Genomic DNA, 18,030 nt, shown 5'->3' on the forward strand with positions numbered 1-18,030 from the left:
CTCAGCTCTGACAGGCATAAGGTGACCCAGCAGTGTGGCGTTCTTTGCCACGCAGCTGGGTTGACTTATGTCCCGAGGAGCTAGGCACTTGCAACTGGACAACTAGAAAAGCGGAAGCAGCCATGGAGATTCGACAGGCATAAGACGCACTGACGAAGTGGCGTGTTTTCAGCCACACAGCCAGAGTGGCTTATGTCCCGAGAATCTGGCTGCTGGAGACTCGACACAGAAAAGTGAAAGTGCCTGCTCAGCTCTGACAGGCATAAGGTGACCCAGCAGTGTGGCGTTCTTTGCCACGCAGCTGGGTTAACTTATGTCCCGAAGAGCTAGGCACTTGCAACTGGACAACTAGAAAAGCGGATGCAGCCGTGGAGATTCGATAGGCATAGCTCTACAAAACATAAAACGATCCACAGATTTTTTCTGTGGATCGTTTTTCATATTCCTTCGATTTCTTTCGGATCAACAAAGTCATAACCTTTATCTTCTAAACCTTGAATAATTCCTGGTAAAGCTTCGACTGTCCAATCTCGATCGTGCATCAATAAATTGGCTCCATTATTCAAATACTCGGTATTAACCATAATATCTGTTAAAGCTTGAGCGTTTTGATATTGCTTTTCCCAATCATAACCGTATGTCCAGTTCATCAACACCATTTTTTCGTCTGACACCAAGTGTTTACTGAAATCAGTATTAGAACCAAATGGGGCACGGAAAAACTTTGGTTTTTCGCCTGTAATTTCTTCTATTAATGCACTTACTTTCAAAATTTCTTCTTGCTGTTGTTGTTCAGTTAATCCTTTTAAATCTTGATGACTATATGTGTGATTGCCAATCACAAAGCCCATTTCATGAATTTTTTTAAGCTGTTGTTGTTTTTCTTCTGTAGCTAAAAAATGACCATTTACAAAGAAAATCGCAGGAATATCTTGGCTTTTTAAAATTTCAGCCATTTCCAATGAATGCTTGTCCGGCGCATCATCAATTGTCACAAGCACGACTTTTTCATTTGCCTCAGCAATTGGCTGTATCGACCAATTGGCTGTATTTAGCTTGTATTGCGGTTCCGCTATTTGACCTTCTTCTTTTGTTTCATCTTCCACTACTTCTTCTTTTTGTTCTGTTTGTGCTTCTTGTTTTTTTGTTTCATTATTATTACTTACATTTTCTGTTTGTTTTACATCATTTGAAGACTTATTAGTGTCCTCTCCACATGCTGTAAGTAATAATGAAACCGCTGCGATAGCCACCCATTTTTTATGTACCATTTCAAAACACCCTTTCAATAAACAAATCTTACCATGAGAATCTAATTGTGCCAAAAAAAAAGAGCCGCAATAGCGGCTCCTTTATAATTTACTTAATGATGTGAATTGGTGTTCCTAGTGCTACTTCAGCAGCTTCCATAGTGATTTCAGCCAATGTTGGGTGAGCGTGAATTGTCATTGCGATATCTTCCACAGTCATTCCTGCTTCGATTGCAAGACCAATTTCAGCGATCATATCTGATGCGCCAGCTCCAACAATTTGTCCGCCTAATAGCAAACCGTCAGATTTACGTGAAACTAGTTTCACAAATCCTTCAGAAGCATTTAATGCAAGTGCACGGCCGTTAGCTCCGAATGGGAACTTAGCAGCTGTTACTTCAAACCCTTCAGTTTTTGCTTGCTCTTCAGTTAAACCGACGCTTGCAAGTTCAGGATCTGTAAAGCATACTGCTGGAATTGCTAAATAATCAACTTCTGATTTTTCGCCAGCGATTGCTTCAGCAGCAATTTTGCCTTCGTAAGAAGCTTTATGAGCCAATTGCAAACCTGCTACAACATCACCGATTGCATAGATATTCGGGATATTTGTACGGCATTGCTTGTCAACTTCAATCAAGCCACGGTCAGACATTTTCAAGTTTAATTCTTCAAGTCCCATTTCGTCTGTGTTTGGACGACGGCCAACTGTTACAAGAACATAATCCGCTTCAAGCGTTTTTTCTTCTCCGCCTGCTTCATATGTTACTTTAACGCCAGTATCACTTTCTTCTACACCTTTAGCAGATGCTTTTGTGATCACTTCAACGCCTTTTTTCTTCAATCCTTTTTTAACGATTGCTGTCATTTGTTTTTCAAATCCAGCAAGGATATCAGGAGCGCCTTCAAGGATAGTTACTTCAGATCCAAGGTTAGCGTAAGCAGTTCCAAGCTCAGTACCGATATAGCCACCGCCAATAACGATAAGCTTGCCTGGAATTTCTTGAAGAGCTAATGCGCCAGTAGAATTAATGACACGTTTTGTGAATTTGAAAGTTGGAATTTCAACTGGACGAGACCCTGTAGCAATAATTGCGTTTTTGAATTTATACGTTTGTGCTGAATCTTCATCCATAATACGAACAGTATTTTCATCTACGAAATAAGCTTCGCCACGTAAGATTTCGACTTTGTTGCCTTTTAGAAGTGACTCAACGCCGCCTGTCAATTTCTTAACAACGCCATCTTTGAATGCTTGCGCTTTTTCAAAGTTGATTGAAACTTCTTTAGCCACAATACCCATATCATCTGAGTGTTGAGCTTCTTCAAAACGATGTCCAACAGAAATCATTGCTTTAGAAGGGATACAGCCAACGTTTAAACAAACGCCACCAATATATTCTTTTTCAACGATTGTTACTTTTTGACCAGTTTGTGCTGCACGAATAGCTGCAACATAACCGCCAGGGCCAGAGCCAATTACGAGCGTGTCTGTTTCGATTGGAAAATCTCCTACTACCATAAGTTTTACGCCTCCATTAATAGTAATTCAGGTTCACTTAATAAACGTTTAATATGATTTAATGCATGCTGCGCTGTTGCGCCATCGATCATTCTATGATCAAAGCTTAATGATAATGCTAACACAGGTGCTGCTACAATTTCACCATTTTTAATTACAGGTTTTTCTGCAATGCGGCCAATTCCAAGAATCGCCACTTCTGGGTGGTTAATAACTGGTGTAAACCATTGTCCACCTGCAGAACCGATATTCGTGATTGAGCATGATGCGCCCTTCATTTCTGCAGCTGATAGTTTACCATCACGTGCTTTTGTAGCTAAACCATTAATTTCATCTGAAATTGCAAATACTGATTTACGGTCTGCGTTTTTAATGACAGGAACCATTAAGCCTTTTTCTGTATCTGCTGCAATCCCGATATTGAAATAATGCTTTTGAATAACCTCGCTTGTTTCATCATCAAATGATGTGTTTAAAGCTGGGAATTCGCGCAATGTGCTGACCAATGCTTTGACCACGTATGGCAAATAAGTCAACTTGATATCTTTTTCTGCTGCAATGTCTTTGAACTTTTTGCGATGCGCTACAAGTTCAGTCACATCTACTTCGTCCATTAACGTTACGTGAGGAGCTGTATGTTTCGAATGAACCATTGCTTTCGCAATCGCTTTACGAATTCCAGACATTTTCTCACGTGTTTCAGGGAATTCACCTTCAGGAGCTGCTGCTTTTGGCGCCGCTGCTGTTTCAGTGCTTTCTTCTGTAGTTTCTTGTGGTGCTTCAGAAGTTTCAGTTGTCGCTGCTTTTTGATCACCATTCATAAAGGCTTCAACATCTTCTTTTAAAACGCGACCGTTATTGCCAGAACCCGTTACTTGTTTAATATCCACTTCATTGTCGCGCGCAAATTTGCGGACAGATGGCATTGAGATTACACGAGCCGTTGGATCAGCTTCTTTTGTTTCTTTAGGCTGTTCTCCAGCACCCGTTTCTTCTTTTGGTGCTTCTTCTTTAGCAGGTGCTTTATCCACATCTTTGCCAGATTCAGCAGTACCAGCTTGCACTTGCTCTTCAGTTTCCTCTTTTACTTCAGGCTCGGCTTCTTTCTTGTCACCGTGTCCTCCTTTAAAGCTCATTTCTTCAGCATCTGGAGCATCGATGCGAACTAATACATCGCCTACTACCGCAACTGTTCCTTCTGATACCAATACTTCTTCAACCGTTCCTGAAACTGGTGAAGGAATCTCGACTACTGCCTTGTCATTTTGTACTTCAACAAGGATATCGTCTTCTTCGATTGTATCTCCCGCTTTTACGAACCATTTTACGATTTCACCTTCATGGATACCTTCTCCGATATCCGGCAAACGAAATTCAAAAGCCATGTATATCACCCTTTCGGTTCTGTCTAATTTAAAAAGTAAGTACTTTCTTCGCTGTTTCTATTATATCCTTCGAATTTGGCAACCAAACTTCTTCCGCTTGTGAGAACGGGAAGATTGAGTCTGGCGCAGTTACACGAAGAACAGGTGCTTCTAAAGTTAGAATTGCACGATCTGTAATTTCTGCTACAACACTCGCAGCAATTCCGGCTTGTTTTTGAGCTTCTTGAACGACCATTGCACGGCCAGTTTTTTCAACAGACGCAATAATAGTTTCAATATCAAGCGGTTGGATTGTACGAAGATCGACTACTTCAACTGAATAGTTTTCTTTTTCAAGTTCTTCTGCAGCTTTCATACTTTCTTGTACCATTGCGCCGTAAGCGATAATTGTTAAGTCTTTACCTTCACGTTTCACGTCAGCTTTGCCTAAAGGAATTGTATATTCTTCTTCAGGTACTTCTTGACGGAATGAACGGTATAGTTTCATGTGCTCTAGGAAAATAACTGGATCGTTATCGCGAATAGCTGAGATCAGCAAACCTTTAGCATCGTATGGTGTAGAAGGTATAACTACCTTTAATCCTGGCTGAGCTGCCATTAATCCTTCTAACGAATCCGCGTGCATTTCAGGTGTATGAACACCACCACCAAATGGAGAACGGATTGTTACAGGAGAAGTTAAACTTCCGCCACTACGGAAACGCATACGCGCCATTTGTCCGCTAATAGAATCCATAACTTCAAAAACAAATCCGAAAAACTGGATTTCTGGAACTGGACGATATCCTTGTAAAGCTAACCCGATTGCCAAACCGCCGATACCTGATTCAGCTAGTGGTGTATCAAAAACACGGTCTTCGCCGAATTCTTTTTGTAGACCTTCAGTTGCACGGAATACACCGCCGTTGTTTCCTACATCTTCACCGAAAACAAGAACATTTTCATCGTTCTTCATCTCTGTTTTCAGAGCGTCGGTAATTGCTTGGATCATTGTTAATTGTGCCATGGCTTACTTCGACTCCTTTGCTTTATAAATATCCAACTGTTCCTGAACATTAAACGGCACTTCTTCGTACATAATCTCTAATAGATCTGATACTTTTTGTTTTGGTGCGCCGTCAGCTTTTTTAATTGCTGCTTTAATTTCTTCTTTAGCTTTATCGATTACTTCGTTTTCTTTTGCTTCATCCCAAATGCCTTTTGCTTCTAGGTATTTACGGAAACGAACAAGTGGATCTTTCTTTTCCCATTCGCTGTCGATATCTGAAGTACGGTAACGAGTTGGGTCATCTCCAGCCATCGTATGTGGTCCGTAACGGTAGCAAAGTGTTTCGATTAATGTTGGTCCGTCACCTTTAACAGCGCGTTCACGAGCATCACGCGTTACAGCGTATACTGCTAGTGGGTCCATTCCATCTACAAGTACGCCTGGAATTCCAGCTGCAACTGCTTTTTGAGCAATTGTTTTTGCTGACGTCTGAAGTTCGCGAGGCGTCGAAATTGCATACTGGTTATTTTGCACAATGAAAATAGCCGGTGCACGGAATGCGCCTGCAAAGTTAAGTCCTTCATAAAAATCGCCTTGTGATGATCCGCCGTCACCTGTATAAGTAACTGCAACTGATTCTTTTTTGCGTTTTTGCATACCAAGCGCAACACCTGCTGCTTGAATAATCTGAGCACCAATGATGATTTGTGGTGGTAAAATATTCAATCCTTCAGGCATTTGGTTCCCCATGAAATGTCCACGTGAGAACAAGAATGCTTGGTGAAGTGGCCAGCCGTGCCAAATCAATTGTGGTACATCACGGTAACCTGGCAAAATGAAATCTTCTTTTGACAACGCAAAATGAGATGCCAATTGAGAAGCTTCTTGTCCTGCTGTAGGTGCATAGAACCCAAGACGTCCTTGACGGTTTAACGAGATTGAACGTTGATCAAGAATTCGTGTGTAAACCATGCGATTCATCAATTCTGTAAGTTCTTCATCTGAAAGTTTCGGATCTGCCTCTTTATTAACAATCTCGCCTTCTTCGTTCAAAATCTGAACCATTTCAAACTTTTCTTCGATTGCATTAAGCGTTTCTACTGGGTCGAACTGCTGTGATTTTTTCGCAGCCATAAAAGCAACTCTCCTTTTTTATCTGTATTAAAATAATTTCATACAATTTATGATACAATTTCGCATTCCTTCTTAGTATACGTTACGACAATAACACGGTCAATCATAGAGGACCTGACTTTTTTGCACTATACTAATAGATAGAAAATTCAGCCTTACTAAACTGTATTAGTCCATTTGCGCAACTGTATTATAATACAGTTGCGCAATTTCACTTCTTTTATAGCACAGAAAAAGCAGCCATTAAGGCTGCTTATTCCTCATTTTCAGTTATTTTTTCTAAAGTTTCATCCTTTAGTTCATTAACCTGTTTCGTTAACTCATTAAATTCTGTCACAGCTTTTTGAACTACCGAGTTTTGCTCATTTACCTCTGTCGCTTTTTCTTGTAAGTCCTGCAGTTTGCTGTCCTCTTCTTTTAACATCTCATATAGTTCTTTCTGAAGTCCGATCAGTTTTTCATAAGCTAAGACAAAATCATCATGCGCTGTAAAACGTTCTTCCATTTTTGCTTTTAGTACTTCTAAATCTGATTGAACTGATTTGTCTTCAGCTTTTTCAATCACTTGATCGATTCCAGCTAAATTTTCTTCAGCCGATTGCATTGATTCTTTTTCAGTTTTCAAAAACGCTAAACGCTCTTCTGCCGAATCAAGCGCTTCTTGAGCTTGCTCTGCAACTTTGTCCTGCTCTTCTTGAGTTAACGCCATAATATCTGCAAACAACTTTTGTTCTGCTTTTTCACGCTTCTCTAAGTCATCCTGAACCTCACGATACTCCTCTTCGGCTTCGAATGTATCATTGAGTACTTTGTCCAAATCTCCACGAATGCCTGAATCAGAACAAGCTGTCAAAAAGAGAAGAGTAGAAAGACTCAACGCTATACGTGTTTTCCTCATTTAATTCACCCCTTATTTACCATGAATTAACTATAATCTTTGGTTATATAAAAGACAATACAATCTGACGGCTTTTCTTTTTTCAAACTAATTGTTTTGCGTTATACTTGTATGTATAGCGAGCCATTTGAAAGGATGAAATTACTTGATACGAATGAAAGACATTATACGTGAAGGTCATCCTACACTCAGACTACGTGCAGAAGAAGTGCAACTCCCGCTTTCTGAAGAAGATCGTAAACTCGGTGAGGACCTTTTAGAATATGTAATAAACAGCCAAAATGATGAATTGGCTGAAAAATATGATTTACGTCCAGGAGTCGGAATTGCAGCCCCTCAAGTAAATCAGGCAAAACGAATTTTCGCATTGCATTTTGATGATAGCACTGGAGAAGATTTGAGCCTTGTCGTGGTTAATCCCAAAATCATTAGCCATTCTGTTGAAAAAACGTATTTGGCTGCTGGCGAAGGTTGTTTGTCTGTTGATCGCGCAGTTTCTGGTTATGTGCCAAGATATGCAAGAATCACTATTAAAGGGTTCAACTTAGACGGCGAAGAAATTAAAATGCGTTTAAAAGGTCTTCCTGCTATCGCTTTTCAACACGAATTAGACCACTTGAACGGTATAATGTTCTTTGACCACATTGATTCTAAAAATCCGTTTGCCGAAATTGAAAATGCAATTGCAATCGAAAGAGACTCAGCTGAATAAGCTGAGTCTCTTTTTTCTTATATTAACTTTAAATATTTGAAGGCATTTGCTAAACCGTCATGATCTACATGACCCGTAACATATGACGCACGTTTTTTGGTTTCTTCGTGTCCATTTTCCATAGCAACACTAAATCCAGCTACATCCATCATAAGAAGGTCATTCAAACCATCACCAAATGCAATCGTATCTTCGATAGCATGTCCAGTTGCTCGGATCAAATGCTTAATGCCGCTTGCCTTTGATCCCCCTTTAGGTGTGATATCACAAGATACTCGGTGCCAGCGAACAAAGTCAACTTCTTTAAAAGTATCATGATATTGCTGTTCTTCATCTTTTTCACAAAAAACGAGCGCTTGATAAATTTCATTATTTAGATGAAAATCTTCTTCCATTTCAGGATGAGGTATTTTCAAGGTCTTAATGCTTTCATCGATATCAGGATGATAATCAATAGAAGAAATCATTTTTTCTTCATTCATAAATACGAGTGGATGATTTTGTTTTTCTGCATACTTATAGATTTCTTTTAGCATTTCTGTATCAACGGCTTCTTTATGAACCGTCTCACCTTTATGCGATATATATTGACCATTAAACGTAATATAAGTATCGATTTCTAGTTCTTCCAAGATTTCTTTAATCATAAATGGCCCTCTGCCTGTGGCAATTGCTAAATCATGGCCGTTTAGACGCGCTTGTCGCAATGCTTGTTTGGCAGATTCCGGTAGCTTCTTGTGTGAATCTAATAGTGTTCCATCAATATCAAGCAATAATAATTTAGGCATTTTTAGTCTCCATTCTTAATGTAAGTAATAGTAATTTCATAGTTCTTGATTCTTTGCAATTATCAGAAAAAGAGTTATAATTGCTTTGAGGAGTGATGCGCCATGTTGAAACGTTTGAAAAGAAAACTTCTCAGACAACTCAATGGCATCATGAATAAAAAGAAAATAGCATAATCGTTTTAGCCCTTCTATATAAATAAGGAGGGCTATTCTTTATTTTAGTCTAATGTCATGATAATATAAAGGAAGTGCATTTATTTGAGCGTGGAAAAAGGAGAGCAAACTATGATTTTTAAAGTATACTACCAAGAAAACCGTTTTGAAGTACCTGTTCGTGAGAACACACAAAGCCTTTATGTGGAAGCAGCATCCGAGCGCGAAGTCCGACACCACCTAAAAGACCGCAACTATAACATTGAACTTGTTCAATTACTTGAAGGAAACCATCTAGAGTATGAACAGTCGAGCCAAAATTACGAAGTTGAGAGCATCGAATAACAATGAAATTTGTTAAAAATGATCAAACGGCTGTATTTGCACTCGGCGGACTGGGTGAAATCGGCAAAAATACGTATGGTGTTCAATTCCAGGATGAAATTATCCTGATCGACGCCGGCATTAAATTTCCGGAAGACGATTTGCTCGGAATCGATTACGTTATTCCAGATTATACGTACTTAGTAAAAAATGTTGATAAAATTAAAGGCCTTTTTATAACACATGGTCATGAAGATCACATCGGCGGTATTCCTTATTTACTTAAGAAAATAAATATACCCGTCTATGGTGGGAAGTTAGCGCTAGGTTTATTGCGTAAAAAATTGGAAGAACACGGCTTATTGCGTCAAACGAAAATGACTGAAATCGGCGAAGACGATATCATCAAATTCCGCAAAACTGCTGTTAGTTTTTTCAGTACAACACACAGTATCCCTGATGCATTCGGTGTTGTTGTTAAAACACCACCCGGCAACATCGTACACACAGGCGATTTCAAATTTGATTTCACGCCAGTTGGAGAACCTGCCAATTTACTAAAAATGGCTCAAATCGGTAGCGAAGGTGTTTTATGTCTTTTATCCGACAGTACAAATGCAGAAGTTCCTGACTTTACAATGTCTGAACGTAAAGTTGGCGAATCTATTAAAGAAATTATGAGAAAAGTAGATGGTCGCTTAATTTTCGCTACTTTCGCTTCGAATATTTACCGTTTACAACAAGTAACTGATGAAGCTGTTGCACAAGGCCGCAAAATTGCTGTTTTTGGTCGTAGTATGGATAATGCCATGACAATTGGTCGTGAGCTAGGCTATATTAATGCTCCTGAAGATGCATTTGTGGATACTCAAACGTTAAATCGTTTACCTGCAAACGAAGTGCTAATTCTTTGTACAGGTTCTCAAGGTGAACCGATGGCAGCTCTTTCACGAATTGCTAGTGGTACACATCGTCAAATTCAAATTCAGCCAAACGATACGGTTGTCTTCTCGTCTTCTCCAATTCCGGGTAATACGAGCAGCGTTAACCGCACGATTAATTTATTATTCCGCGCTGGAGCAGATGTTATTCACGGATCGCTTAACAACATCCATACATCTGGTCACGGTTCAGAACCTGAAAACAAATTAATGTTGCGTTTAATCAAACCAAAATACTTTATGCCAATCCACGGTGAATTCCGCATGTTAAAAACACATGCTGGATTAGCTGTTGAATGTGACGTTCCTGTGGAAAACACATTTATCATGGAAAATGGTGAAGTACTTGCTTTAGGTCAAGACGAAGCTTCTATAGCAGGCCGCATCCCTTCTGGTGATGTTTACATCGACGGTAGTGGTATCGGAGATATCGGCAATATCGTATTACGCGATCGCCGTGTTCTTTCTGAAGAAGGTTTAGTTATTGTAGTTGTAAGTGTTGATATGGAAAAAAATAAAGTGGTTTCAGGTCCTGATATTATTTCACGTGGATTTGTTTATATGCGTGAGTCAGGTACAATGATTTACGAAGCACAACAAATGCTAAATCGCCATTTAAATAAAAAAATCCATAGCAAAAATACCGATTGGGCAGAATTGAAAAATGATATCTCAGATGTTCTTGGACCGTATTTATACGAGAAAACAAAACGTCGTCCGATGATTTTGCCAGTCATCATGGAAGTTTAATTTCAATTATTTCAGATAATCAAAAGGTGTATGGGAGTTACTTCCATACACCTTTTTTAATACAAAAAACCTGTAGAGGAATTTCTCCCCTACAGGTTTTACTAGTTCATCATTTTTTTCTCAAAGCGGTTAATATCCGCATCCGATCCAATAATGATCAAAATGTCTTCTTGTTCAATTTCCATATCTGCTTGCGGGGAAACAATAATGTCATCTCCCCTTTTGATCGCTACGATGTTAATCCCATAACGCGCTCGAATATCGAGGCCGATCAATGTATAACCAGCTAATTTCTGATTTGCTTTAATCTCCATAATCGAGTGCTCATCTGATAGCTCTAAATAATCGAGTACGTTGTTCGACAGAATATTGTGAGCGATTCGTATACCCATATCACGTTCAGGATGAACGACTTTATCTGCGCCAATTTTACTTAACACTTTAGCATGATAGTCATTTTGCGCTTTTACCGTAATTTTTTTTACACCGATTTCTTTTAACATCAAGGTGGTTAAAATACTAGCTTGAATATTTTCACCGATTGCCACAATAACATGCTCAAAATTGCGAATTCCTAACGACTTTAATACTGACTCATCTGTGGTATCCGCCACTACGGCTTGCGTCGCGATAGACGAAAATTCATCCACTCGTTCAGAATCTTTATCAATTGCCATTACATCAGCATCTTGTTCAATTAACTCTCGTACAATACTGCCGCCAAAACGCCCAAGTCCAATGACTACAAATTCCTTTTTCATATCCATCCTCCAAATGTTCTAGTAGCTTTATTTTACCATATATCATCCATACTAATTCTTAGCTTGTCTTTTATTTGAAAATCTTTTATAAATGCGCACCATATAAATTATATAACTAATAAAAAACCCCGCTTATCGGCGGGGATCTAATGGGCGTTTCGGCCGGTTTTCACAGTATTCACAACTAATATCGGTGCAAGGTTCTTCGCGCCATTCATTACAACTTGCGCAGTAACTTGCATCAAATTCATCATCAAACGTTAATGCATCTAAACAAGTATGACAATACGTGTGCACATCCATCCAGTTGATGAATCTTTTGTTAGCCACAAGATATAAACCTTGTTGGTCTTGCTTGTAATTCATGATTGATGGTTTTTGGATAACACGGTTTTTAGGATCAAGAAAGAAATTCATTTTTCCGTTCACATATATCACTCCTAGAGTTTTGGTCGAGCTGTTTAGACTATTTTATATGTTTACAATTTAAGTGAAAAGTAGTTGTATGGCATGCTTTTAGCCATTGAAAGATCAAGTTTATCTTTTAATTTATTTACCTATCGTTATCTTATCATTAATATACTGTCTCGTTGAAATTTCACACTTTCTCTATGATAGTAAAAAATGATGGTAAATTGCAATAGATAACAATCCCTTATTGAAAATAATTTTTGGCTTGAAAATTATTAGTCGTTCCGTATAATGGATATATGCTATTAGTAAACTAAAAGTATATTTTAACTAAACTTTCTATAATTTTTTATAGAATCGAGGAGAATTCTGATGAATATCGGAACAAAAATCAAACGCCTTCGATTAAAAAATGGTTTAACACAAGAAGAGCTTGGAAAACGCACGGATTTGAGTAAAGGATTTATCTCTCAATTAGAACGGGATATGAACTCCCCTTCTATCGAAACCTTTTTTTCTTTGCTAGAAGTGCTCGGAACTACGCCAAGGGAATTTTTTGCTGATGAGCAAAATGTAAAAGTTGTCTATTCTACGGTTGACCACACTGCTCATATTGATCCAATAGCTGGTTATGAAATTGAATGGTTAATCCCTACTTCTAACGAGAAAGAAATGGAACCCGTTTTTTTAACCTTGCAATCACAAGGTTCATTTAAAGAATTTGAGCCTTCTTCCGCTGAAACTTTTATTTATGTTCTAGAAGGTCAAGTACGACTTCAAATTGGTGAACAAAGTTATACAGCAGCAACTGGGGATTCAATTTATTACGAAGCTTCTAATCATCATCAACTAATCAATGATTATGACGGTATCACGGAAATGATTATTGTGACGACTCAATCTTATTTATAATTCAGGAGGGATTTTATGACAGATGTACCCATCATTCGGTTTGAAAATGTTACACAAACATATGAAGGAGCAGGCAATGTTTTAAACAATGTCAGCTTTAGACTTGAAAAAGGTAAATTTTATACTTTATTAGGCCCATCAGGTTGCGGAAAAACAACGATTTTGCGTTTAATTGCTGGATTTTCTACCCCTACTAAAGGTGATATTTACATTGAAGGAAAAAAAGTGAATAGCATTCCTGCTAACCAGCGACAAGTTAACACTGTATTTCAAGATTATGCACTTTTTCCTCATTTAAATGTCTTTGAAAATATTGCATTCGGCTTACGCATTAAAAAAGTAAAAGCAGTTGAAATTGAGCGACGTGTAAAAGAAGCACTTGCATTTGTAAATTTGCAAGGCTATGAAAAACGTGAAATTTCTGAGATGTCTGGTGGACAACGACAGCGTGTTGCAATCGCACGAGCGATCATCAATGATCCTGAAGTTATTTTATTGGATGAACCATTGTCCGCTCTTGATTTAAAGCTCAGAACAGAAATGCAATATGAATTGCGGGAACTTCAGCAACGTCTCGGTAAAACATTTGTTTTTGTTACGCACGATCAAGAAGAAGCTCTCGCAATGTCAGATGAAATTTTTGTCATGAATGCTGGACAAATTCAACAAAGTGGGACGCCGATGGATATTTACGATGAACCAATCAACCGCTTTGTAGCAGATTTTATTGGAGAATCGAATATTGTTAGCGGACAAATGATTGCAGATTATCAAGTACGTTTTGCAAATAAAGATTTTGAATGCGTTGATGCTGGATTAACTCCTAACGAACAAGTAGAAATTGTGATTCGCCCAGAAGATTTGGAAATCACGGCTAAAGGTGCTGGTCAGATGACTGTTACCGTAGATACTCAATTGTTTAGAGGTGTACATTTTGAAATTTCCACAATCGATGAAGTTGGCAATGAATGGCTTGTTCATTCGACAAAAAAAGTTGAAGTTGGCTCTCAAATCGGATTAGACTTCTCTCCTGAAGCCATTCACGTCATGCGATTGAATGAATCAGAAGAAGCCTTTGACGCACGTTTGGAGTCCTATGGAGCGACCGTCCATGAAAGATAACCCATCGCGTCCGTTATATCTTGTTCCTTATTATTTATGGATTGCTTTATTTGTAATCGCACCCATAGCGTTGATATTTTATTTTTCTTTTCTGGATTTAACAGGAACTTTCACGCTTGAAAACTATAAAAACTTTTTCTCTTCTGTTTATTTACGCATGACGTTCAGTTCTTTCTGGTACGCATTTTTGATTACGTTAATTACGGTCATCATTGCTTATCCAACAGCTTATTGGTTAACAAAAACTAAACATAAGCAGCTATGGTTATTGTTAATCATTATTCCGTCGTGGATAAATCTATTGTTGAAAGCTTATGCGTTTATCGGGATATTCGGCTTATATGGTCCGGCTAATAAGCTATTGCAAACTTTGGGAACTGGTCCTTGGCAAATTTTGTTTACTGATTTTAGCTTTATTTTTGTTGCGGTTTATATTTTCATCCCATTTATGGTATTGCCGATTTTCAATTCGCTAGACAAAATCAGCCCGGCATTAATCGATGCATCCCGTGATTTAGGTGCTTCTTCATTTACTACATTTAGACGCGTGATTTTCCCGTTAGCGATTAACGGCGTTAAATCTGGGGTACAAGCTGTCTTTATCCCTGCCCTATCACTTTTTGTTATTACGCGTTTGATCGCGGGAAACAAAGTTATTACACTCGGAACGGCTATTGAACAGCAATTTCTTGTTACACAAAACTGGGGCATGGGCTCTACCATCGCTGTCTTTTTGATTTTGTTTATGATTATCATCATGATGCTAACAGGTCAGAAAGAAAAAGGAGGCTCACCTAATGGCAAAACTAAATAAGCCCGCTAAAATATACTTGGCACTTGTCTTTGCCATTTTGTATGCGCCGATTTTCTATTTGGTTTTTTACTCGTTTAATAGCGGTGGAACCATGTCTAGCTTTGAAGGTTTTACATTGGAACATTACGGTGCTGTCTTTAACGACACACGCTTATTAATTATTTTAATGAATACCGTCATTATTGCGTTATTGTCGTCTCTGTTTTCAACGGCTATTGGTGTATTAGGTGCTATCGGCATTGTATTTTTGAGAAATCATAAAACACGCAATGCAGTTTTATCCCTAAATACGATTTTGATTGTAAGCCCTGATGTAATCATCGGTGCATCATTTCTTATCTTGTTCACGATGATTGGTATTAAGCTTGGCTTTGCATCTGTCTTAATTTCTCATATTGCTTTTAGTATTCCGATTGTGGTTATTATGGTGTTGCCAAAGTTGCAAGAAATGAGTACGTCATTAATTGATGCGGCAACTGACTTAGGTGCATCTAAACGTGATATTTTGACCCGTGTCATTATTCCGTATATCAAGCCGGGTATATTCGCAGGATTTTTTCTTGCGTTAACTTACTCTTTAGATGATTTTGCAGTAACGTTCTTTGTTACTGGTAATGGATTTTCGACTTTATCGATTGAAATATATTCAATGGCACGAGCTGGCATTACGTTAACCATTAATGCGCTTTCCGCTTTAATATTCGTTGTCACACTTGGATTGGTTCTTGGTTATTATTTCTTTACGCAACGCGCGGGTCAATCCCCTGGAACAGGAGGTGCTAAGCTATGAAAGAAATCACTAGAGCAGCAATCGCCATACTCCTGATATCAGGCATATTAGTGTATGTTGTCAACGTCCTTGAAAAAAGTTCAACAACTTTTGGCGGCGGCACTATTTCCGTTTACAACTGGGGCGAATATATTGATCCTGAACTAATCGACCAATTTGAAAACGAAACCAATATTTCAGTCGTATATGAAACATTCGATTCAAACGAATCGATGATGACTAAAATTGAGCAAGGCGGGACGACTTACGATGTGGCGATGCCTTCTGAATATGCCATTGAAAAAATGAAAGTAAACAATCTATTGCATCCGATTGATCATTCACTCATACCAAATTTAACAAATATCGATCCTTATTTTCTCGATCTTCCTTTCGATCCTGGCAATGAATACTCAATTCCATATTTCTGGGGAACTGTTGGAATCGCCTTCAATCCCACTTTACTTGAAGGTCAAACTTTTGAAAGTTGGGATGATTTATGGAATCCTTCACTAAATCAGGAGGTTATTCTTGTCGATAGTGCACGTGAAATTATTGGTCTTGGCTTAAATAGTCTTGGTTATTCATTAAACTCTACAAATATGGTAGAGCTGCGAGAAGCGACAGATAAACTAAAAACAATGGGACCAAATGTTAAAGCCATTATCGGTGATGAAATTGTTGAAATGATGCGTCGTGAGGAAGCTGCAGTTGCAGTTACTTGGTCTGGGCAAGCAGCAGATATGATGTGGATCAATGAAGATATCGACTATTCTGTGCCTAAAGAAGGCTCAAACTTATGGTTCGATAATATGATTATTCCTAAAACAGCTAGAAATATCGAAGGTGCCCATGCTTTTATTAATTTTATGTTAGATCCTGAAGTTGCGGCTCAAAATGCGGATTATGTAGGTTACTCTACACCTAACGAAAAAGCTATCGAATTAATGGATCCTGAAGTGACTGAAGACGAGCGTTTTTATCCACCAGTAGAACTCCGAGAGCGTTTAGAAGTGTATGAAAATTTAGGCCTTGAAATGCTGGGGACTTATAACGAGTTGTTTTTAGAATTTAAAATGGATATGGACAACTGACAGGTAGAACGTTTGCCTGTTTTTTTTTTTTGTTTTAAGGTATAGTATGTAGATTCTATACACTAAAATTTAGTGAAGCGAAATAATTACGAAAGAAGGTCTCCGAATGGCCATTAGATCAAATAAATTTGCTCTTTATGTGTTGATGTTCAATATGTTCATTGCGATGAGTGGGATTGGGTTAATCATACCGATTATGCCTGCCTATTTAGATACATTTGGAGTTGCTGGTCAAGCTCTTGGCACCTTAATTGCCACATTTGCCTTAGCTCAATTCTTATTTTCTCCTCTTTCCGGTAAGCTTTCAGATAAACATGGACGAAAAAAATTAATCATTTTCGGTTTAATTGTTTTCGGTTTATCACAACTAGCATTCGGATTAGCTTCTCATCTATGGATACTCTACGTTGCTCGTTTTTTTAGTGGCATAGGTGCCGCTTTCTTAATCCCTCCTATGATGGCATTTGTTGCAGACATCACAACTTATGAAGAACGAGGTAAAGGCATGGGTCTTCTTGGTGCATCGATGTCTTTGGGCTTTATGATTGGACCGGGGATCGGTGGATTTTTAGCTGGAGTTAGCATTCAGTTTCCATTTTACGTTGCCACTGCTGTGGCATTGATTGCTGCTTTTATCTCGTTTGCAGTGCTTCCAAATGTAGCACCCACTATTCAAGCAGCCAACCAGAAGTCTGAAAATTTGCTTCAACAGATGAAAAGATCTACTTACACACCATACTTCGTCATGTTATTGGTTATGTTCATCTTTGCTTTTGGTTTATCGAACTTCCAATCGACAATCGCTTTGTATGCTGATAAGAAATTCGGTTTTACACCAAAAGAAATTGCTGTATTAATCACAGTTGGTGGATTTGTCGGAGTTGTTGTTCAAACTTTTGTCATCGACAAACTCTTCAAGCGTTTTGGCGAGATGAAAGTGATTCTTGTCAATCTACTAATCTCTGCTGCTGGGATGATCGGTATTTTGTTTGTCAGTTCTTTCTGGGCCATTCTCTTAGTCTCAGCCGTGTTTTTCACAGCTGCATCCTTATTACGTCCCGCGATCAATACGCTAATCTCGAAATTGGCAGGCGATGAACAAGGTTTTGCAGCTGGTATGAATAATGCCTATATGAGTCTTGGGAATATGATTGGTCCAGCACTTGCAGGGATTCTTTTCGATATCGATATGAGTTATCCTTATATTTTAGGAACAGCTATTTTAATCGTCTGTTTCTTTATCGCTAATACATGGTCTATGAGAAAACAACAACTTCTTGCTACAAGCAGAAGTTAAAGATTAGA

18 protein-coding genes are annotated in these 18,030 nt (G+C 38.5%); 9 read left to right on the top strand and 9 right to left on the bottom strand.

The genetic code is table 11. The features are described from left to right. Positions 1–437: 437 nt before the first annotated feature. The 6 genes from PLANO_RS10325 to PLANO_RS10350 all read right to left on the bottom strand — a co-directional run bounded on the left by PLANO_RS10325 (position 438) and on the right by PLANO_RS10350 (position 7,174). Positions 438–1,271: a polysaccharide deacetylase family protein gene (locus PLANO_RS10325; RefSeq protein ID WP_038704368.1), complete on the bottom strand. Its 834-nt coding sequence runs from the start codon at positions 1,269–1,271 to the stop codon at positions 438–440. 88 nt (positions 1,272–1,359) lie between these two features. Beyond that, positions 1,360–2,769 carry a dihydrolipoyl dehydrogenase gene (gene lpdA / locus PLANO_RS10330; protein ID WP_038704369.1) on the bottom strand — a complete coding sequence of 470 codons (1,410 nt, stop codon included), beginning with the start codon at positions 2,767–2,769 and terminating at the stop codon, positions 1,360–1,362. A 5-nt stretch (positions 2,770–2,774) separates the two neighbouring features. Beyond that, positions 2,775–4,154 (bottom strand): dihydrolipoamide acetyltransferase family protein, encoded by a 1,380-nt coding sequence (locus PLANO_RS10335; protein ID WP_038704370.1) that lies wholly within the window; start codon positions 4,152–4,154, stop codon positions 2,775–2,777. Between the two features lie 28 nt (positions 4,155–4,182). Continuing rightward, a complete protein-coding gene (locus tag PLANO_RS10340) occupies positions 4,183–5,160 on the bottom strand; it encodes an alpha-ketoacid dehydrogenase subunit beta (protein ID WP_038704371.1) in 978 nt (325 codons plus the stop codon). A 3-nt stretch (positions 5,161–5,163) separates the two neighbouring features. After that, positions 5,164–6,276 (bottom strand): pyruvate dehydrogenase (acetyl-transferring) E1 component subunit alpha, encoded by a 1,113-nt coding sequence (gene pdhA / locus PLANO_RS10345; RefSeq protein ID WP_038704372.1) that lies wholly within the window; start codon positions 6,274–6,276, stop codon positions 5,164–5,166. Positions 6,277–6,529: 253 nt separating this feature from the next. Further along, the gene (locus PLANO_RS10350) at positions 6,530–7,174 is read right to left on the bottom strand and encodes a YkyA family protein (protein ID WP_038704373.1); all 645 of its coding nucleotides are present in this window, start codon (positions 7,172–7,174) and stop codon (positions 6,530–6,532) included. A gap of 145 nt (positions 7,175–7,319) precedes the next feature. Between PLANO_RS10350 and def the strand changes: the two genes are divergently transcribed. Further along, positions 7,320–7,886 carry a peptide deformylase gene (def, locus tag PLANO_RS10355; RefSeq protein WP_038704374.1) on the top strand — a complete coding sequence of 189 codons (567 nt, stop codon included), beginning with the start codon at positions 7,320–7,322 and terminating at the stop codon, positions 7,884–7,886. Between the two features lie 17 nt (positions 7,887–7,903). On the opposite strand, the gene PLANO_RS10360 is transcribed toward def, so the two are convergent. Next, positions 7,904–8,674 carry a Cof-type HAD-IIB family hydrolase gene (locus PLANO_RS10360; RefSeq protein ID WP_038704375.1) on the bottom strand — a complete coding sequence of 257 codons (771 nt, stop codon included), beginning with the start codon at positions 8,672–8,674 and terminating at the stop codon, positions 7,904–7,906. A gap of 285 nt (positions 8,675–8,959) precedes the next feature. Between PLANO_RS10360 and PLANO_RS10365 the strand changes: the two genes are divergently transcribed. Both PLANO_RS10365 and rnjA read left to right on the top strand, forming a co-directional pair. Further along, complete coding sequence (locus PLANO_RS10365) at positions 8,960–9,172, top strand: DNA-dependent RNA polymerase subunit epsilon (RefSeq protein ID WP_008429852.1); 213 nt, start codon at positions 8,960–8,962, stop codon at positions 9,170–9,172. A 2-nt stretch (positions 9,173–9,174) separates the two neighbouring features. Next, positions 9,175–10,842, top strand: coding sequence for a ribonuclease J1 (gene rnjA / locus PLANO_RS10370; protein ID WP_038704376.1), 1,668 nt, complete (start codon positions 9,175–9,177; stop codon positions 10,840–10,842). Positions 10,843–10,943: 101 nt separating this feature from the next. Here the strand turns inward: rnjA and PLANO_RS10375 are convergent, their stop codons facing one another. Further along, positions 10,944–11,603, bottom strand: coding sequence for a potassium channel family protein (locus PLANO_RS10375; RefSeq protein WP_008429848.1), 660 nt, complete (start codon positions 11,601–11,603; stop codon positions 10,944–10,946). A gap of 132 nt (positions 11,604–11,735) precedes the next feature. Then, the gene (locus PLANO_RS10380) at positions 11,736–12,032 is read right to left on the bottom strand and encodes a hypothetical protein (protein WP_008498069.1); all 297 of its coding nucleotides are present in this window, start codon (positions 12,030–12,032) and stop codon (positions 11,736–11,738) included. 354 nt (positions 12,033–12,386) lie between these two features. On the opposite strand from PLANO_RS10380, the gene PLANO_RS10385 reads away from it, so the two are divergent. From PLANO_RS10385 to PLANO_RS10410, 6 genes are all read left to right on the top strand, one after another. Continuing rightward, the gene (locus PLANO_RS10385) at positions 12,387–12,926 is read left to right on the top strand and encodes a helix-turn-helix domain-containing protein (RefSeq protein ID WP_038704377.1); all 540 of its coding nucleotides are present in this window, start codon (positions 12,387–12,389) and stop codon (positions 12,924–12,926) included. A 15-nt stretch (positions 12,927–12,941) separates the two neighbouring features. Then, positions 12,942–14,048 (top strand): ABC transporter ATP-binding protein, encoded by a 1,107-nt coding sequence (locus PLANO_RS10390; RefSeq protein WP_038704378.1) that lies wholly within the window; start codon positions 12,942–12,944, stop codon positions 14,046–14,048. After that, entirely contained in the window at positions 14,038–14,862 is an 825-nt protein-coding gene (locus PLANO_RS10395; protein ID WP_038704379.1) for an ABC transporter permease, read from the top strand. The genes PLANO_RS10390 and PLANO_RS10395 overlap by 11 nt, the downstream gene beginning before the upstream one ends. After that, positions 14,846–15,652: an ABC transporter permease gene (locus PLANO_RS10400; RefSeq protein ID WP_038704380.1), complete on the top strand. Its 807-nt coding sequence runs from the start codon at positions 14,846–14,848 to the stop codon at positions 15,650–15,652. Before PLANO_RS10395 ends, PLANO_RS10400 begins: the two co-directional genes overlap by 17 nt. After that, positions 15,649–16,725: an ABC transporter substrate-binding protein gene (locus PLANO_RS10405; RefSeq protein WP_038704381.1), complete on the top strand. Its 1,077-nt coding sequence runs from the start codon at positions 15,649–15,651 to the stop codon at positions 16,723–16,725. The genes PLANO_RS10400 and PLANO_RS10405 overlap by 4 nt, the downstream gene beginning before the upstream one ends. Before the next feature lie 106 nt (positions 16,726–16,831). After that, positions 16,832–18,022: an MFS transporter gene (locus PLANO_RS10410; protein ID WP_038704382.1), complete on the top strand. Its 1,191-nt coding sequence runs from the start codon at positions 16,832–16,834 to the stop codon at positions 18,020–18,022. Positions 18,023–18,030 lie beyond the last annotated feature (8 nt).

Source organism: Planococcus sp. PAMC 21323 (assembly GCF_000785555.1).
Lineage (GTDB): Bacteria > Bacillota > Bacilli > Bacillales_A > Planococcaceae > Planococcus.